The sequence below is a fragment of the Streptomyces sp. NPDC058683 genome (assembly GCF_042716195.1).
Taxonomy (GTDB): domain Bacteria; phylum Actinomycetota; class Actinomycetes; order Streptomycetales; family Streptomycetaceae; genus Streptomyces.
This window is the reverse complement of record NZ_JBHXSK010000025.1, coordinates 37,419-52,658: the sequence shown is the minus strand read 5'-3', so window position 1 is coordinate 52,658 and position 15,240 is coordinate 37,419. Positions and strand designations below refer to the sequence as shown.

Genomic DNA, 15,240 nt, shown 5'->3' with positions numbered 1-15,240 from the left:
GGCGGCGGGAGCGGGCGATGCGGGCGCTGCGGGCCGAGGACCCCGAGACACTCGGCGGGCACCGGCTGCTCGCCCGGCTCGGAACCGGCGGCATGGGCACGGTCTATCTGGCCCGCGCCGCCGACGGGGCGGTCGTCGCCGTGAAGATGATCCGCGCCGAGTACGCCGCGGATCCCGCCTTCCGGGACCGCTTCCGCCGCGAGGTACGGCTGGCCACCGGGCTCACCGCCCGCTGGGTGGTACCGGTGACGGCCGCCGACACCGAGGCGCGCGAGCCGTGGCTGGCCACCGCCTTCGTGCCCGGTCCGTCGCTGGCCGAGACGGTCGACGGACACGGTCCGCTCCCCGCACCCACCGTCGTCGTACTCGGTGCTCGTCTGACGCAGGCGCTGGCCGAGGTGCACGCGGCGGGCCTGGTCCACCGCGATGTCAAACCCGGCAACATCCTGCTCGCCCACGACGGGCCCCGGCTGATCGACTTCGGCATCGCTCAGGGCGCCGGCACCACCACGCTGACCGCTCCCGACGTGATCATCGGCACCCCCGGCTACCTCTCCCCCGAACAGGCCCGGCCCCAGGAGGGTGAGGTGGGCCCGCCCAGCGATGTCTTCTCCCTCGGCTGCGTGCTGGCGTACGCGGCCACGGGCCGACGGCCGTTCGGCACCGGCGACGCGGCCTCGGTCCTGTACCGCACCGTCCACGAGGATCCCGATCTCACCGGCCTCGGCCGTCTCGTGTCATCACCGCTGCACGAGGCCATCACCAACTCCCTCGCCAAGGATCCCCGGCGCCGGCCCACGGCCGCCGAACTCCGTGACGCGTTCGAGGCGATGACCGGCCGGGCGCCGGGCGGAGCACAGCGGCACGGCACGAGCCAGGGTGCCGGACCCCATGGGCAGGGTGACTGGCTGCCTCCCGAGGTGCTGCGGCTGGTGGCCGACCGTTCGGCCCGCGCCCTCAACCCGCCGCCGCGCCCGCCGGCCCGCACCGCCCCGGATCCCTCTCCCCCGGAGTCGGTACGGAAGCTGCCTCGTCGCCGCATTCTCGCGATCGGCGGTCTGGCGCTCGCCGCCTCGGGCACCGGCGCCGCCGTACTGCTGAACCGACGGAACACCCCGGCGGCCGGCACACCCCGCGACGTACCGACGCACACCATCGGCTTCCAGGCCGACCTGACAGGGCTTCACAAGGACGCCGGAACAGCGCAGGAACGCGGGGCCGCCCTCGCCGTCGCCACCCACAACGCACGCACCGACGCCTCCTTCCGCCTCGCCCTGACCACGTACGACGACCGAGGCGAGACCGCACGGGCGAAGGACGCGGCCCGCAGCCTGGTCGCCCGCTCCGCCGTCCGCGCGGTCATCGGCCCCACCACGACCGCCGCCGCACGCGCCGCGGGTCCGCTCTACGCGGCCGCGTCGACATCCTTCGTGCTCGTGTCGGTCGACGCCGACGAGGCCGGACTGTCCTACGACCTCTCCCTGCGGCGCGTCCTGTGCGCGACCACAGCATCGGGTTCCCAGCGCGCCCTACCGGTCGTCCTCTACCTGACCCGGGTGCATTCCACGCGCCGCACAGCCGTCATCGAGGACCAGGCCGGAGGGCAGACGGCCTGGGACATCAGCCGGTACATCGGCGAGGATCCGCCCAGCGAGGGCACGGTCACCATCCACACCGTGGCAGCCGGCACCGACGACTTCCGCCCGGCCGTCACCGCGGCCCTGGCCACCGACCCGCAGGCCGTCATCCACGCCGGTGTCTCCCCGAGCCGGGCCGCAGCCTGCGCCCGCGCCCTGGCAGCGGCTGGATTCACGGGTCCCCGCATGGGATTCGAGCCGGTCATGCGCCCGGCCTTCCTCACCGCGGCGGGCGATGCGGCCGAGGGCTGGATATGCGAAGCCCCGTACACCGAACCGCAGTCGGCCGGGACCAAGGCGTCCAATGCGTTCACCACCGCCTACCGGAAACGCTACGGCCAGGCACCCGCCCGCTGGGCCGCCGAGGCGTACGACGCCGTCGGCCTGATCGCCCGCGCCCTCGACGCGCTCGGGGGCGGCGCGGGAATCGAGCCGGGCCAGGTCGCCGAACGCCTCTTCCGCACTGCCTACGACGGCGTGGCCAAGCCGATCCGCTTCACCCAGGACGCCACGCACATGCTGGAACCGGAGAAGGCGAGCTTCCTCTACCAGGCCAGGGACGGGGACTTCCGGTTCCTGGGGCGGTACGACCAGGTGCGATGAGCGGCAGCGCCGGGAACGGCTGCCCCGCGGACAGCTCGGGCAGCGCGGTCGACCGCCGCGACTCCAGGTGCGCACGTGCCAGTCGCCGTCGTGCGAGGGCGAGCGCGGTTGCCGGACGACGCAGCACCCTTTCGATTCGAGCCGACCCGCATCAAAAAGTGTGCCCGATGCGCCCCGGCGGCAGGACGCGACCGTTCCATGGACCGGTCCGCGACCTATACTCGCCGGGTGAGCCAGCCCAGCAAGCGCCCGTCGACCAGCGAGGATGCCCGTCCCACCCCGGGTCGCAAGCGCAGCGAGGCATCGCGGCTCGCCATCCTCTCCGCGACCCGTGAACTCGTCGGCGACCAGGGCTACGAGAAGTTGTCGATCGGTGCGATCGCGGCGCGCGCGGGAGTGGGCAAGGACACCATCTACCGCTGGTGGCCCTCAAAGGGAATGGTCGTGGCGGACGCGGTGATGGAGGAGGCGCAGCCCTTCCACCTCGCCCCGCCGGCGCGCACCGGATCGGTGGACAAGGACATCCGCACCTGGGCGCACGCCCTCGCCCGGGACTTCGTCGACCCGGTCCGGGCCGACCGGATCCGGGCCGTCACCTCCGCGGCGAGCGAGGACCCGGCCACCGCGGAGCGGCTCTACGAACGCTTCACCCAGGTGCAGCGGAACGGGTTCATCGACCGCCTGCGCGTGGCGGCCGAGGCCGGAGAGGTGCGCCCCGACGCGGACTTCGGTGCGGTCGCGGACGCGATCCTCGGCTCCCTCATGTACTGGGTGACCGCCCGTCGCAGCGATCTGAGCATCGAGTCGGTGGACTCGCTCCTCGATGTGCTGCTGCGCGGCCTGCGGGCGGACCCGGCCACCCGTTCATAGCCGGTCAGTAGCCCCGGTGTTCGGTCGCGAGGAAGACCACGCCCAGCCGCGCGGGCCTGTCCCCGTAGTTGTGCCACTCGTGGCGGGTGCCGTTCTGGACGAGGAAGTCGCCCTGCCTGAGCACGGTGCGGGCACCGTCGAGGACGACCTCCACCTCCCCGTCGAGGACGACCACCAGGTCCACCGACGCGGTGAAGTGCATCGCGGTGTCATCGGTCCGCAGGACCGTGCGCGAGGTCACGTCCGGGTCACCGGGCGGGAGCGGGGCCCCCTCCGGGTGGATCACACACTGGATGAGCCGGACACTGCCGGGGCCGGAGGCGTGCGATTCGATCGCCGCCAGACCGTCGTCCGGGAGCGAAGGCAGCGACTTGACGCTCCACAGTTCGCGGGCCTCCCAACTGTCCGCGGCCAGGCCCGGCGTGGGTCCGACCCGGGTGTCGCGGGCGATGATGCCACGGTTGTCGGCGTCGTGGCCCGTGACGACGAGCCGAACCTCCGGCACGTCTGTCTTGTCCACCGCAGTGTCCGTCATCGCAGGATCTCCTGTCGGGTCTAGATGGTGGTCCAGCCGCCGTCGCTGGGCAGGATGACGCCGTTGATGTTGGGGGCGTCCTCGGAGAGCAGCCAGAGCAGCGGGTGGACGACGACCTCGGGGGCGACCGAGGGGGTTCCGGCGGCGATGGCCGGTGCGGTCATCTCCTGGGCGTAGGAGGAGCGGAAGGCAGTGTCCATCCCCGTGTTGACCCCGCCGGGCGCAACGGCGTTGGCACGGATGCCGCGTCGGCCGTAGTAGAAGGCGACGGACTTCACGAAGCCGTTGAGGGCGTGCTTGGAGCTGGTGTAGGCGGCGCCGGAGAGCGAGGAGCGGAAGCTCGCCTCGGAGGAGACGTAGACCAGCGCGCCCTCGCCGCGCTCCAGCATCTGCGGCAGCACGGCACGGGTCAGGCGCATGGGAACGGTGACGTTGAGGTCGAAGACCCGCTGCCACGTCCGGTCGTCCATCTCGGTGGCCGGCAGCCAGCCGTCCGTGATCCCGGCGATGTTGGCCAGGCCGTCGATCCGGCCCTCGCCCGCGGCCACCACCGTGTCTACGACGGTCTGGTCGGTGAGGTCGCCGGGTACGGCGACGATCGTCCCGTCGCCGCGTGCCTCACCGGCGAGGGAATCCAGGTTCTCGGCCGAGATGTCGGCGGCGATCACCCGGGCGCCCTCGGCGACGAGGCGCAGTGCGGTGGCGCGCCCGATGCCGGCGCCGGCGCCGGTGACGAGGACGGTGCGGTTGGCGAAGCGCTGTGCGCTGTCGTTCATGGTGACGTCTCTTCTGTTCTGTGCGGTTGTTCTTCGGCCGCCGGGAGGCGGCCGCGGGAAGGGGAGGTCAGAAGGCGGTCGGATCGAAACGACCGGTGGTGATCGCGGCCACGGCACCGCCGTCCACCAGCAGGTCGGTTCCGGTGACGAAGGTCGCGCCGAGCAGGAACTCCGCTGCCGCGGCGATCTCCTCGGCGGCCCCGGGGCGCTTGATCGCCGAGGCTTGGATCAGGCCCCGCACCAGCCCCTGGTCGCCGCCCTCGAGTTCCGCGCGGCCCATCGGCGTGGAGATGACGCCCGGACTGATCGAGTTGAGCCGGGCCCCGCGGTCGCCCCAGGCACCCGCGGCCACCGCCTTGACCCGCAACTGCGCGGCGCGCTTGGCGAATTGGTACGCGATGCTGCCGTCGGCATAGCGTTCCGGGCGCAACAGCGCGTGGCCGGCGAGGTCCTCGGCCGAGAATTCGGCCAGCGCGTGGATGTCCTCGGGCGACAGCGGCCCCGGATAGAAGTGCCCGGCGTTGCTGGCGATGACGACGCCCGCGCCGCCGGGGGCGATCACGTCCTTGAACTCGTCCAGCACCAGCGCCGGGCCGAGGACGTCCACGGCGAGGATGGCCGGGACGGGCGCCTGGGCCGGAGAGACGCCGGCGGTGTGGACGAGACGGGTGACCCTGCCGAGCTCCGCCGCGGTGTGCGCGAGTCCTGCCACCGACGTGCGTGAGGTGACGTCCACACTCTGCGTGATCACCTCGAACCCGTCGTCGCGCAGTTGCTCGGCGACCGGCTCCAGAGCGTCTTCCCTGTGGTCGGCGATCAGCAGTCGGTGACCGGCGCCGATCCTCCGCGCGACGGCGCGCCCCATCCCCCCGTTCCCGATGACAACGCTGACCTCGGTGTTCATGTGCGGCTCCTGTTGCGCTGGCCTGGCCAGCGAGGTTCGCGATCCAGCTATTTCTATTCGAGTCGACCCGTTTGGAAACGTACTCCGGAGATGACATGGACGCAAGACCGACAGCTTCACCGAGCAGCGACCACGGCAGCGGCAACGAGGCGCAGACGTCAGAGCGTTTGCCCAGGTCGGCGGCGCCCCAGCTCAGGCCCCGGCTGACGGCTGGATCCGCACCGGCGGAGCGTTCGACGCGGTCCTCGACTTCGACGCCGTATGACCACCAAGACCTCGACCGCCTCAAGGACGGCGTTCATGAGTCGTCATGGGTCCGCCGACGGCGACTTTGCGCCTGACCGGTGAGGGATGCGAAGGCTGAGGCGGGCCGGCGGCCCGCCTGTCGCGTCGAGTGAGCGCGAGGTTTCCACTACTCCGGCGTCACAGGGCAGCGCCACTCTCCGCTCATTTGGCCAAGAGGCGGACGGGTGCACGCGTGAAAGGGCGAGGCTAGTCAGCCAGGCTGTCCGTGCGGGGCAGGGTGGCCAGGACCGAGGCGTACATGCGTTCCTTGATGGTGCCGAGGGTGTCGCCGGCCTTGCTCAGCTGTGCCTCGGCGATCGCCACGGCCGTGGAGCGCACGGCATCCTCGGCGACCGCCTGGTCGACGATGCCCACGGCGGCGGCATCCGACCCGCCGTAGCGGCGCGCAGTGACCATGGCCTCGTGCGCGGTCTGCGGCGCCAGGCGGGATCGGATCAGGGCGCACATGCCGGGCGTGAAGGGGATCTTGATGTCGGCCTCGGGCAGACACCAGAAGCCGCGGTCCGCGCGCATGACACGGAAGTCGTGCGCGAGGGAGAGCATCGCACCGGCGGCGAAAGTGTGCCCCTGCAGGGCGGCCACGGTGATCACCGGCAGAGACAGCACGCGGGCGAAGAGCTTGTGGACAGAGGCGGTGTAGCTCTCGTGCTGGTCGGGGTGGGCGCTCAGCCACTCCAGGTCCAGGCCGTTGGAGTAGAACTTGCCGGTCGCGGCGGTCACCAGGGCCCGTGGCCCTTCGGCCTTGTCAACCTCGTCCAGAGCGGTGTCGACGGCGGTGAGCCAGTCGGGGTGGAAGCGATTCTCACCGTCTCCGAGATCGAGTACGAAGACGTTTTCCTGACGGTCGAGGGTAGGCATGCGCTGCTCCCAGGGGGGTGGTGCCGACCTCACGGCGAAGCCGGACTCGATGACTCCACCCTGCGCGCTACCCGCGCGGGACGGAATTACCGAATCGCTTCCACCCGTGTGACCTCAGCGGTCAAACCCATGCCCGCGGTCACCTTGCCTGGTCATCAGTCCGCCGCGGCGCCCGGTCCGAAGCGTGCGCCGACGTGGACGGCGATGGCGAACCCGCCAAAATCCGATGAGCAGGCCAGGACGAGGGCGGTTGCCGGTGTTCGCCGACAGGCCGTCGCAGCGCTGGTGGCGCATGACGCCGGCCGACGCGGGCGCCGTGCTCGTCATGCGGCTTCCGCCTCCGGACTGCCGGGGATCGCTCCCTCGGCCCGCAGCAGAGCGACATCGGCGGCAGCGAATCCCAGCTCGGCGAGGATCTCGTCGTTGTGCTCACCCAGCTCCGGGGCCCGCTTGGCCGGGACCTTCGGCACCCCTCGGAGGCTGACCGGGTTGCTGACGGTGTACTCCAGCCCGCTGACGCCCTCCAGCGGGACGACGATGTCGTTCGCGCGCAGCTGCGGGTCCCGCGCGGCCTCTTCCGGCGTCTGGACGAGGCCGTAGGTGACGCGCTCCCGGGCCAGGGCGTCCTCCCAGTCGGCAAAGGGCCGGGAGCGGAACTCCGCGTCGAGCAGCTCGCTGAGCGCGGCGGCGTTCTTCACGGCGCTCTCGACATCCTTGAAGCGGGGATCCTCGATCAGCTCGGGGCGTCCGATGGCCCGCGCCAGTGCCGGCCAGTGCACGGCTGAGGTCGCCAGCATGATCCACCGGCCGTCCGCGGTCCGGTAGGGGTTGGTCAGCGCGTTCACCGGGGTCTTGCGGTCGTGCAGTTCGAACGGCGTGCCGCCGGCGAGGGCGCCGGCCACCAGGGTCCCGGTGGCCCAGACGCCCGTGGCGAGCAGCGACGTTCCGACATTGGCCCCTTGTCCCGTCCGCTCGCGGTGGTAGAGGGCGGTGACGATCGCCGCGTAGATGGCGACCGCTGTCGTGTAGTCGCCGCTCCCCCAGACCGGCACCGTCGGTGGGGCGCCCGCGTCCCGGGTGGAGGCCAGCAGCCCGCTGCGTGACCAGAAGGCGGTCAGGTCGAAGCCCGGCTGCCGGGCGTCGGGGCCGGCATCACCGAAGCCGGTGATGTCCGCGTAGACGACTCGCGGGTTCCAGCCCGCGATCTCCTCGTAGCCGAGGTGCAGTTTCTCGCGCGTGCCGTGCGGGAAGTTGGTGATGACCACGTCGGCCCACTCGACGAGCCGCTTGAGGACCTGGGTGGTGGCCGGGGACTTCAGGTCGAGCACCATGCCGCGCTTGTTGCGGTTGGCGAGGTGCCAGCCGTAGTTGGCCTCGGCCCGGGGGCTGGGCGGCACGAAGCTCAGCCGTCGCTGGGGGTCGCCCGTCCCCGGCGGCTCGATCTTGATGACGTCCGCTCCGAAGTCGGAGAGCATGGTCGCCGCGGCGGGCGCCGCGATGAAGGTCGACGCGTCGAGGACCTTCAGGCCGGTGAAGACGGATTCGGTGGTCACGGTCGTCACCCCACGAAGGCGCTGTGGCCGGTGATGGACTTGCCGACGATGAGCGTCTGCATCTGGTGGGTGCCCTCGTAGGAGTAGAGAGCCTCGGCGTCGGAGAAGAACCGGGCGACGTCGTACTCGACGACGATGCCGTTGCCGCCGAAGAGTTCGCGGCTCCAGGCGACGACCTCCCGCATCCGGGCCGCGACGAACTCCTTGGCGAGCGCGGAGTGTTCGTCGCGGAAGATGCCCTGGTCCTGCAGCCGGGCGAGTTGCACCAGCATGCCCCAGCAGGAGGTGATGTTGCCGAGACTCTTCACCAGCAGGTCCTGGACCAGCTGGAACTTGGCGATCGGACGGCCGAAGGCGACGCGTTCCTTGGCGTAGTCGAGGGCGAGTTCGTAGGCGCCGATCATGACGCCCAGGGCCTGCCAGGCGACGCCGCTGCGCGTCTGGCGCAGGACCTCACCGACGTCCCGGAAGCCCTTCATGTTCTGCAGCCGGTTCGCCTCCGGCACGTGGACGTCGGTCAGGGTTATCTCGGCGTTCTGGACGATCCGCAGCGCGATCTTGCCCTCGATCTTCACCGGCTCGAAGCCCGGGGTGCCCTTCTCGACGACGAAGGCCTTGACCTTGTTGTCCTCCACGTCCCGCGCGAAGACCACCACGTAGTCGGCGAAGGTGGCGTTGCCGATCCACTTCTTGGCGCCGTTGAGGATCCAGGTGTCGCCCTCGCGCCTGGCGGTGGTGCGCATGCCGCCGGAGACGTCGGATCCGCCGTCGGGTTCGGTCAGGGCGAACGCGCCGATCTTCTCCATCGTGGCCATGGCGGGCAGGAACCGGTCGCGCTGTTCCTGGTCGCCGCCGTAGTAGATGGAGTAGAAGCCCAGCCCGTTGTGGACTCCGAAGAAGGTGGCGCACGAGGCGTCGACGCGGCCCAGCTCCATGGCGAGCATCCCGCTGAGCAGGTGGCTGACGGCCGGCTGGTGCTCGCCGTAGCCCTCGTAGGCCAGGGCGACCAGTCCGCTGCCACGGAACTTCTCGATCAGTTCCTGCGGCAGTTCGGCCTTGCTCCAGGCGTCGTTGACCAGCGGCTTGACCTCATCACGCATGAACGTACGGGCCTTGAGCAGTATCTTGCGCTCCTCGTCCGACAGCAGCGACTCGTACAGGTAGAAGTCGGCGGTGAGCTGGTCGTCCAGCTGCGCAACGGGTGCGGTGGTGGTGGTCATCTCAGTTCTCCTTCTTGTTCAGGTTCTTGAGCTGGTTCTCGTTCCGGCGGTTGTCTTCCAGAGCGGACAGGACGGCGAGCTTGAACTCGACGCGCCCGGGCCCGTTCTCCTGGACGATGTCCACGTCCCGGACGGCTTCCGTGACGTCGGTCGTGAGGTGGACACGGTCGGCGAGGCCTTCGGTGTCCAGGCCCTGACCGGCCAGGTGCGGACCGAACGCGGCGAGCGCCTCGGCGACCGCCTCCGGCAGGTCGGGGCGGGGATCGCTGACCCGGACGGTCAGACCGTGTGCGGCGAACAGTGCCGTCCAGGAGAGCCGGGCGGGTCAGCGGGGTGGTGGCGTGACGGCGTACGTCTTCGATCCTCATGTCACTTCCCCGTCCACTTCGGGGCGCGGCGCTCGGCGAAGGCGGTCATGCCCTCGTGTGCGTCGGCCGAGGCCATCAGCGTCCCCATCGCCTTGCGCTGTACGTCGAACGCGTCCGGCTCCGGCACACCTTCGGCGGCCTTCACCACGCTCTTCACCGTGGCCAGCGCGAGCGGGGCGTTGGCCGCGACCCTGTCGGCGAGTTCGAGGGCGGCGGCCACTGCCTCGCCGGGCGGGGTGACCCGGTTCACCAGGCCCAGCTCTCCGGCACGGGCACCGCTCACCGGCTCACCCGTCAGCAGGAACTCCATCGCCAGGTGGTACGGGATGCGCTTGGGCAGCCGGATGACGCCACCGCCGCCGGCGATGAGACCGCGTTTGACCTCCGGCAGGCCGAACCGCGCGTCCGCGGCGGCGACGATCAGGTCGCAGGCCAGGGCCAGTTCGAACCCGCCGCCCATGGCGGGGCCCTCCACGGCGGCGATCAGCGGTTTCGTCGGTTCGGCTTCGGTCAGGCCGCCGAACCCGCGGCCCGGGATCGCGGGCGACTCTCCGATCAGGGCGGCCTTGAGGTCCATGCCGGCGCTGAAGGTGCCCTTCGCTCCGGTCAGGACACCGGCCCGCAGCGCGGGGTCGGCCTCCAGTTCGTCCAGTGCCGCGGCGAGTCCCGCCGCGACCGCGGCGTTCACCGCGTTACGCGCGTGGGGGCGGTCGATCGTGATCAGCAAGGTGGCACCGACCCGCTGGACACGCACTTCCTTGGTGCTCATGACTGTGTTTCTCCTGATGCTTCGTTGCCGCTCAGCGGGCTGCTGCCAGCTCGGCGAGGACCTCCGCGGTGTCCTGGCCCGGCACGGGAGCCAGGCGGCGGATCGAGGCGGGGGTGGCGGAGAACCTCACCGGGATCCCGGTCGTGCGGACCGGTCCCTCGGTCCGGTGCACGACCGTCTCGATCAGGTGACCCTCACGGACGTAGGGATCCTCGTGCGCGTGGTCCAGCTCCAGCACCGGTCCCGTCGCGATGCTGTGCTTCGCGCAGGTCTCGGCCCACTCGGCCGTCGTCAGTGCCGGGGCGCACTCGTCGACCAGGACGGACAGGTCGTCGGCGTCCAGCGGGTCGACGACGGGGCCGTTGACCCGTGGGTCCGCGACCAGGTCGGGACGGCCGGCGGCGGCGAAGAGGTCGCGGTAGTTCTGCGGGTTGGACGGGATCAGGGCGGCCACGCCGTCCTTGGTGCGTCGCGGTGTGTGGTGCTCCGCCAGCGACCGCAGGTAGCCCGTGGGCCCCGACGCCGGCTCGAACGTGTGCCCGGCAAGATGCTCGACCAGGTTGAAGGCGATCATCGTGTCGGTCATCGGGATCTCGATCCGCTGACCGTGGCCGGTCCTGTTCCGGTGCACCAGGGCGGCGAGCACGCTGCAGGCGATGGTCAGGCCGCAGATCTTGTCGGCGAGGATGGTCGGCAGGTAGAGCGGCGTGCCCAGCGTGCGGTTGACGATGTCGACGAGCCCGGAGGCGGCCTGCACGGTCTCGTCGTAGGCGGCGATGTCGGCCCGGTCCGAGTCGCTGCGGAAGCCCGCTGCCTGCGCGTAGACGAGGCCGGGGTTGGCGGCGGCGAGGTCTTCGTAGGTCAGGCCCAGTCGGGCGAGCGCGCGGGGTCGCATATTGGTGATCAGCACATCGGCGGTGCGGATGAGCCGCAGGGCCTGGGCGTGCTCGCGGTCGTCCTTCAGGTCGAGGGTCACGCTGCGCTTGTTGCGGTTGACGTTGAGATGCAGCGGGGTCATGCCCGGGGTGTTGCGGTACTCACCCACCCGAAGGGAGTCCGTGGGGGATTCGATCTTGATGACATCGGCGCCCAGATCTCCGAGGATCCGGGCGGCGTACGGACCCATCACCACGGTCGCGAGGTCGATGACCCGCACGCCGGCGAGCGGCCCGGAGTTCTCTGTGTCCGTCATTTTCGCGTCCTTTCGCGCCTTGGTCGGCTACGAAAAGGAACGCTATCCGCGAATAACGGATCACGGAATTATCGAGTTGCTAATATCGGTGTGACCGCAGCGGTCACACCGATACGGGTGGCCACCGGGACGTGATGCGGGCGGCCGGCCCGAGATCGCCTCGACCGCGAAAACCGGCGCAGGCCCTTGGCCTTCGAGGGTCGATACTGGGCGCCGAGCGCGGAAACGGTGCCTGCGCGGTTCAGAGGTGAAGGTTCAGAGGTGAAGCGGGGCGCCGAAGACCTCGCGGGCCGCTTCGACGAGTTCATCGAGGTCGCCGCCGCGAGCCCGGTCGCGGCGCCAGATCAGGACGGTCTCCAGCCGCGGCTCGAAATCTGTGAACGGCAGAACCTTCGTGTTCGCCTTCGCATAGCCGTGCATGGGGCTTTCCGGGTCGATCATCGTGAAGTAGAAAGCAATTCCGCTGGAGACAATTTCAGCGACTCCACCGTACCCGGTGTCGGTCAAGGTGATGCGTTTCTTGATACCCAGCTCGGCCATTTCCCGGTCGAGCTGATCGAAATAGGCGAGGCCGATTTCCTTGGGCGGGACGACGAAACGAAGGTCAGCCAGTTCGGTCAGCGCCACGGAGTCCCGCCCGGCGAACCGATCGGCCGGCACCAACGCCCCCAGCCGCTCCGACAGGACGGACAGCTGATCCAGTGCCGGATCGCTGATCGGTAGATGGACCAGCGCGAACGGGAGTCTGCCGTCGTGCACACCGACGACCAGGGCCCTGGAGCTGCCGGGCCAGCGCAGGAGCTCGCACGTCTCACTGACGCGCTCGGCGAGCGTGTCGACGAGCGACCTGAGCACGGGGTGCACCCCGGGAGGGATGCCCACGAACATGGTGCTGCGCTCGGTCCGGGTCACCTCGCGCAGCCGCCACGGAATGGAGTTGACCTCATCCAGTACGTTCCGGGCGATCGGCAGCAGCGCCTCACCCGCGGGCGTGAGCGAGACGCGATGCGTGTCGCGCTCGAACAGCCGCTGGTCGAGCTCCCGCTCCAGGTCCCTGATCCGCTGGCTCAGTGGCGAGGTGGCCATGTGCAGTCGGCGGGCCGCCGCGGAGAAGTTCAGCTCCTCGGCGACCGCCACGAAATATCGCAAATGGAACATCTCCACTCGGTCACGTTAACCCCGATCGCCGGTCCGTTTCCGGAATGGCACGTTCGAGGCGGCGGTCCGTGCGGTGCGCGCTGGGGCCAGATGGACCGGCACAGTTGACCAGCACAGGGGAAGGCGAGTTCACGGCTGGTCCGGTTACGGCGGATCAGCAGATGGCGACGGCCGCCCGCTGCCGATGCGGCCCCAGGCCCAGTCGTAAAAGTGCGGGTCCTTCGCACCGGCGCCGGCGGCATGTCGTGGAGGGACCGCGAGGCGGACCGTGGTGTCTCGATGACCGGACCGGCTGCGGTGCGTGGTGGCGCGGCAGGGGTAGCGGGTGGTGGTCGGGTCGCCCGGGGTGATCGCACCCCCGGGCTCCCACAGAACCGTGCGGAACAGTCTCCCGTTGCACGGCTCTTGTCCTGATGCGCTGGGTGAAGTTCACACCTTCCTGTTCCGCGCCTCGCGGGCTTTCCTCCTGAAGGGCTCTGCCCGCGCCACTGGGTGCCGGGAGCGCTCGCCAAACGGAAACGCGGCCGACTGGTGGCCTTACCTCGAGACGGGCTGTTCAGACGGACAGGCGGAAGCCGATGGAGTCCGGTTTCGGTACGGCCACGGACGTGCCGGTGTCCGTGAGCCGCCCGGACCCCGGGGCGACACGGAAGAGGTTCACGGTGCTGCTCGCCTCGTTGGCGACGAACAGCCACCGCCCGCCAGGGTGGAGAGCGAAGCTCCAGGGTGTGACGCCCGCACAGGAGATGCGCTGCACCTCGGCGAGCAGGCCGGTCCTGGAGTCCGTGGCGAAGACCACCAGCGTGTTCTCACCCCGGTTGGAGGTGTAGACGAAGCGACCGTCGCGGCTGATGGCCAGTTCGGCGGCGCTGGTGGTGCCGGTGTGGTCCGGCGCGTTGGTCGTCAGACTCTGCAACCGGGTCAGCTCACCGCGCGCCGGGTCCCAGCGCAGGGCCTGGATGTCGGCGGTCAGTTCGTCGAGCAGGTAGACCGTGTGGCCACGCGGATGGAAGGCGAGGCGCCGTGGCCCTGACCCCGGCGCCGTCGCGTAGGCGCCGGGGCCCTCAGGTGTGGCGGCGGACAGCGCGCGGGTGGCCTGGTCGTAGCGGTAGACGAAGACCCGGTCGGCACCGAAGTCCGCGACCAGAGCGAACCGGCGGCTCGGGTCGATGACCACATGATGCGGATGCGGCCCGAGTTGTCGCGGGTTGGGGCCGGAGCCGGTGTCCTGCACTCGGGAGGCCACCGCAGCGAGGCCGCCGTCCCGTTCGATCGGCACGGTGGCCGCCGTGCCGGCCGCGAAGTCCGCGACCAGCAGGGTCCTGGAGCGGGCGTCCACGCCGATGTACGACAGTCCGCCGCTGCCGGCCGGCACGCTCTCCGTCTCGATCTCCCCGATCTGTTCAAGGGCCGCCGAGGAGTCGTCGATGCGGAAGACGCGGATGTATCCGCCCTGTTCGCTGCCGGCGACGTACAGGACCGGGCAGGTCGGGTGTGTGGTCACCCAGTTGGAGGTGACCTGCGCGACGGATCCGATGGGCGTCATGGTTCCGTCGGCCGGGTCGAAACGGATCGCGTGGACCTGTCCCTGTCCCCAGGTGCCGACGTAGACGAGGTCGCCTCCGCGGCTCGATATCGCCTTGGCCGGAACGGCGGCCAACAGCGGTAAGGCTGTGGCGGCGGTCGCCGTGACGACGCCGAGCAGGGTTCTGCGGGTGAGCCCTTGGGGCCGGTGCCCAGCAGGGAGGTGAGGGGATGCGTTCATCGAGCGACAAGTCCCTTCTCGTTCTTCGGAGGTGCTCCGCCCCGGTCCCGGCGCGGTGTCCGGCGGGCTGCGAGGCCGAGGCGTTTGAGGGCGTAGGTGTCGAGCGCGGTGAGCGCGCCGTTGAGGATGAGTGTCATGGCTACGAGGATGATCAGTCCGGCGAACTCGCTTGCCGCGTCCAGGTTCTGGGCCGAGGTGAACAGCTGATGGCCGACGCCTTCGGAGGAGGCGATGAACTCGCCGCCGATGACGCCGAGGATGGCCAGTGGCCCGCCCGTCTTGAGCGCGGCGAAGAACGGGGCGGCGAGGGTGGGGATCGTGACGTAGCCGAGGACGTGGTGCCGACGGCCTCCCATCACCTCGACGACCTCGACGAGTTCGCGTTCCCGCAGCCGCAGGCCCAGGTAGACGTTGTAGAAGACGACGAACGCGACCCCGGTCATGGCGATGGTGATCTTCGACCAGGCACCGATGCCGAAGAACAGCAGGAACAGCGCCGCCAGGGCGATCTTCGGAATGCCGTTGAGGGCGGCCACGAGCGGTGCGAGGACCCGGCCCGCGTGCGGGAAGGAGCCCAGCAGGAGGCCCATCACCCTGCCGGCCGCGACGCCCAGCCCGAAGCCGGCCAGCACCTCCACGGCCGTCACCTTGATGTCCGTCAACCGGACGCGGAGTCGAGCATCCGGGACAGCGCGTGGGCCACGTCGGTGGGTTTGCTGACCGCGT

14 protein-coding genes are annotated in these 15,240 nt (G+C 70.3%); 2 read left to right on the top strand and 12 right to left on the bottom strand.

What is annotated here, in order from left to right; translation table 11 throughout:
- Nucleotides 1–17: 17 nt before the first annotated feature.
- Nucleotides 18–2,240, top strand: a complete 2,223-nt coding sequence (locus tag ACFWXC_RS27025) for a bifunctional serine/threonine-protein kinase/ABC transporter substrate-binding protein (RefSeq protein WP_384482753.1) — start codon at nt 18–20, stop codon at nt 2,238–2,240.
- A gap of 228 nt (nt 2,241–2,468) precedes the next feature.
- Entirely contained in the window at nt 2,469–3,110 is a 642-nt protein-coding gene (locus ACFWXC_RS27020; protein ID WP_384482751.1) for a TetR/AcrR family transcriptional regulator, read from the top strand.
- A 4-nt stretch (nt 3,111–3,114) separates the two neighbouring features.
- On the opposite strand, the gene ACFWXC_RS27015 is transcribed toward ACFWXC_RS27020, so the two are convergent.
- From ACFWXC_RS27015 to ACFWXC_RS26960, 12 genes are all read right to left on the bottom strand, one after another.
- Nucleotides 3,115–3,645, bottom strand: a complete 531-nt coding sequence (locus ACFWXC_RS27015) for a cupin domain-containing protein (protein ID WP_384482749.1) — start codon at nt 3,643–3,645, stop codon at nt 3,115–3,117.
- A 20-nt stretch (nt 3,646–3,665) separates the two neighbouring features.
- On the bottom strand, nt 3,666–4,421 hold the full coding sequence (locus ACFWXC_RS27010) for an SDR family NAD(P)-dependent oxidoreductase (protein ID WP_384482747.1): 756 nt from the start codon (nt 4,419–4,421) through the stop codon (nt 3,666–3,668).
- 67 nt (nt 4,422–4,488) lie between these two features.
- Nucleotides 4,489–5,325 (bottom strand): SDR family oxidoreductase, encoded by an 837-nt coding sequence (locus ACFWXC_RS27005; protein WP_384482745.1) that lies wholly within the window; start codon nt 5,323–5,325, stop codon nt 4,489–4,491.
- A 492-nt stretch (nt 5,326–5,817) separates the two neighbouring features.
- Entirely contained in the window at nt 5,818–6,489 is a 672-nt protein-coding gene (locus ACFWXC_RS27000) for an enoyl-CoA hydratase-related protein (protein ID WP_384482743.1), read from the bottom strand.
- Nucleotides 6,490–6,812: 323 nt separating this feature from the next.
- On the bottom strand, nt 6,813–8,042 hold the full coding sequence (locus ACFWXC_RS26995; RefSeq protein ID WP_384482741.1) for a CaiB/BaiF CoA transferase family protein: 1,230 nt from the start codon (nt 8,040–8,042) through the stop codon (nt 6,813–6,815).
- 5 nt (nt 8,043–8,047) lie between these two features.
- Complete coding sequence (locus tag ACFWXC_RS26990) at nt 8,048–9,262, bottom strand: acyl-CoA dehydrogenase family protein (protein ID WP_384482739.1); 1,215 nt, start codon at nt 9,260–9,262, stop codon at nt 8,048–8,050.
- Between the two features lies 1 nt (nt 9,263).
- Entirely contained in the window at nt 9,264–9,563 is a 300-nt protein-coding gene (locus ACFWXC_RS26985; RefSeq protein ID WP_384482899.1) for a 3-hydroxyacyl-CoA dehydrogenase NAD-binding domain-containing protein, read from the bottom strand.
- 68 nt (nt 9,564–9,631) lie between these two features.
- Nucleotides 9,632–10,399: a crotonase/enoyl-CoA hydratase family protein gene (locus ACFWXC_RS26980; RefSeq protein WP_384482738.1), complete on the bottom strand. Its 768-nt coding sequence runs from the start codon at nt 10,397–10,399 to the stop codon at nt 9,632–9,634.
- 31 nt (nt 10,400–10,430) lie between these two features.
- Entirely contained in the window at nt 10,431–11,591 is a 1,161-nt protein-coding gene (locus ACFWXC_RS26975) for a CaiB/BaiF CoA transferase family protein (RefSeq protein WP_384482736.1), read from the bottom strand.
- Between the two features lie 255 nt (nt 11,592–11,846).
- Nucleotides 11,847–12,749 carry a LysR family transcriptional regulator gene (locus tag ACFWXC_RS26970; protein ID WP_384482897.1) on the bottom strand — a complete coding sequence of 301 codons (903 nt, stop codon included), beginning with the start codon at nt 12,747–12,749 and terminating at the stop codon, nt 11,847–11,849.
- Between the two features lie 556 nt (nt 12,750–13,305).
- Complete coding sequence (locus tag ACFWXC_RS26965; RefSeq protein ID WP_384482734.1) at nt 13,306–14,514, bottom strand: lactonase family protein; 1,209 nt, start codon at nt 14,512–14,514, stop codon at nt 13,306–13,308.
- Nucleotides 14,511–15,176 (bottom strand): ABC transporter permease, encoded by a 666-nt coding sequence (locus tag ACFWXC_RS26960; RefSeq protein WP_384482732.1) that lies wholly within the window; start codon nt 15,174–15,176, stop codon nt 14,511–14,513. Before ACFWXC_RS26960 ends, ACFWXC_RS26965 begins: the two co-directional genes overlap by 4 nt.
- Between the last annotated feature and the right edge of the window lie 64 nt (nt 15,177–15,240).